Source organism: Enterovibrio nigricans DSM 22720 (assembly GCF_900167155.1).
GTDB classification, from domain to species: Bacteria; Pseudomonadota; Gammaproteobacteria; order Enterobacterales; family Vibrionaceae; genus Enterovibrio; species Enterovibrio nigricans.
In genome coordinates this window covers 1-2893 of sequence record NZ_FUXU01000181.1, presented here as the reverse complement: position 1 = coordinate 2893, position 2893 = coordinate 1, and the positions used below count along the sequence as shown (strand labels likewise).

Below are 2893 nucleotides of genomic sequence, written 5' to 3'. Positions count from 1 at the left end.
CCGCCGTTTTATCCATGAAACGAACAGACATTTTGTCTCAGGTGGGTCAATTTTAAATCGACGTTAGTGGGTCATTTTTACATCGGCGGTAACACCTTGTCTTTGAGAATGGTACCGAATCTCATATGTTGTTTCAGTCTTTAACGCATGGGCTAGTGCGAGATGAGCAAGGTCAGAAGGTCATTCGCGACGGAGCACTTCTTGAACCTAGTGATAATCCAATTCCAACGGGAACGGTTTATGTTCTAGCGAGTAAGAGTACTGATAGTACACTGGCTCCCTATAAATCAAATCTCTACAAAGTAGGCTTTACCGATAGCACTGTTGAAGACCGCATTAAATATGCTGAGAAAGACAGAACGTTCCTAGAGGCACCTGTGCGTGTTGTGATGACAACAGAGTGCTACAACATTGATGCGCATAAGCTAGAGACGTTGGTTCACGGTTTTTTGGCTAATCAAAGGCTGAACATCACACTCAAAGCACATGATGGGCACACCTACAGCCCTCGAGAGTGGTTCCATGCTCCGCTTGCGACAGTACTTGAAGTAATTGAGCACATATTAGATGGGTCTATTTCCCAATACAGAATGGATAATACGACTGGACGTATTTTGAAGAAGTGAATTAGCAAGGTTCATAGATACTTTTTCTAATCTAAAATATGAGGCATAGCGCGGCGGGTTAAATTATTTTTGTCCATACTCGTGCTAGGCCGAGCTGCTCTAGCGCGTTTCTGCCCCAAAACAATTCAGTACAACAATTTCAAGCACTATGTATTTCCTGATATTGACCAAGTTATACTAATGTCGCAATATGTGTTTAATTGACTAATGTTTTTTAGCTCAGCGATAGTGTGTAGTTAATATGAACAATTCTACATACATCACTTGATATTCAGGAAATTTATGGCTTTCGTTACAGATTTAACACCAGAGGATAATGCAACCTCTGCCGCTGCAACCGCTAACTTGATGGCAACAAGATTAGGTACAACATTGCGAGAACGCTTTGAATCTTTTATTCATAAACGTGAATGCTCTACAGATCAATCCGACTACAACATAAAAATGGCGAGTCGAGCTATAGCGGCATTTGTTGTTCACCACTTAGGGCAAGTTGATGATAATGTTGCTGGATCTTCTGTATGCGATAGTTCACAGGATGGTGGGATTGATGCTATACATGTAAACCATACAGAAAAAACGGTTGTTGTTGTACAAGCAAAATTTTCTCAATCAGGTAGCTCAACTTGGACAAACGCAGATTTCCTAGTTTTTAAACAAGCGTGTGATCACTTAATAGAAGAAGAATACGATCGCTTCGATCCTATTCTGAGAAACAAACGTGAAGACATAGGTCAAGCTCTTAATTCTATTGACTATAAGTTTCTCTTTGTTATGGCTCATACGGGGAAGCGTGGAGCCGCAAGTACGATTCTATCTGATATGCAGCAGTGGCAGCATGAACTAAACGAAGCTGCATCTTTAGAATCTATACCTCCCAATCATGAACTACCATTTCAGGTTCACTTAGTTTCTTCCGAAGATATTACTCAATGGCGACATGCGCAGACATCAGCAACCGTAGATCTAGAAGACATCGAGCTAGAGCAATATGGCAAAATTGACAATCCATACACCGCATTTTTCGGTGTAGTTAGTGGGGATCAAATCGCTGAATGGTGGCAACAACACTCATCGAAATTGTTTACTAAGAATATTCGTAATTTACTAGGCAATACAGAAGTCAATGAATCCATCAAGCAAACGGCATTCAGCGACCCAGAACATTTTTGGTTCTATAACAATGGTATTACTGTCCTTGTCCGTTCAGTTGAGCCTCATCGACGTAATAAAACTAACCAACGGGACATGGGGCGATTTAACTTCCGAGATGTAAGTGTGATAAATGGTGCTCAGACAGTCAGTAGCATTGGATCCTTAGAGGGTATTGATGAGGAAACTTTAGCGAATCTAAAAGTTCAAGCTCGATTCATACAGATACCAGACGGAGCATCTGATGACATTATTAATTCCATCACTAGAGCTAATAACCATCAAAACCGAGTTCTTGGTAGAGACTTTGCCTCTCAACACCCTCAACAAGTACGCTTGCGCGATGAACTAATAATTGAAGATTACACATATCAACTGCTTAGAAGCGATATATCTAGTGATTTATTGGGTGACAAGAGTATCGATATTGATGAAGCCTTGGATGCATTAGCTTGCTTAAGTTGTAGACCATCGACTTTAGCATTATTAAAGAGCCAACGTGGTAAGTTCTTTGAAAACTTAGAAGGTTCAGCGTACAAAGCAATATTTAACTCATCTGTTAGTGGTATTAAATTAATAAATGCCGTTATACATCATAGAGTTATCGAGCGACGAATTAAAGATCTGTTAGGTCAAACTAATCGACAGTCAGATAAGAAAAAGTACGGAATTCTCACTCATGCTAATCGTGTGTTTGCTGGACATATATTAAAATCTACACCAAATTTACAGCGTGCCACAAATATTCTTCAAGTCGATGAAACACGTATTGCTGATGAGTTGACCCGTATTTTATCAGTTACAGAAACATTAATTGAGTCTGAATACCCAACGGCATATCCTGCTCGATTCTTTAGTAATGTGGATAAAATAACTCTCACATTAGAACGAATCAACCAATGATGACATTGCATTGTAGTGGTTAGCAAAACGAGCCACTACTTTGTAGTTAATTGTCGTATTTGGTATATCTTAAGTTATCCGAAATTTTGGCTGCATCCCAATCAATGTAACTTGGAATTGTCCGTGCGACCTGAAGTCGTATGAAGCGCTGTTCACCGCGATAAGAGTGAACCATCTGTATCACCAGATGACCCTAGGATCCTGAATAAAGC

1 protein-coding gene and 1 pseudogene are annotated in these 2893 nt (G+C 40.0%); both read left to right on the top strand.

The features are described 5' to 3' along the window. Window positions 1–92: 92 nt before the first annotated feature. Window positions 93–626, top strand: a pseudogene (locus B5D35_RS23325) (GIY-YIG nuclease family protein); the annotation flags it as partial. 282 nt (window positions 627–908) lie between these two features. Beyond that, window positions 909–2681, top strand: a complete 1773-nt coding sequence (locus B5D35_RS23320; RefSeq protein WP_078754786.1) for an AIPR family protein — start codon at window positions 909–911, stop codon at window positions 2679–2681. Window positions 2682–2893 lie beyond the last annotated feature (212 nt).

Excerpts from the sequence above, each read along its gene's own strand:
- B5D35_RS23320 (WP_078754786.1), top strand. The coding sequence starts at position 909 with ATGGCTTTCGTTACAGATTTAACACCAGAGGATAATGCAACCTCTGCC.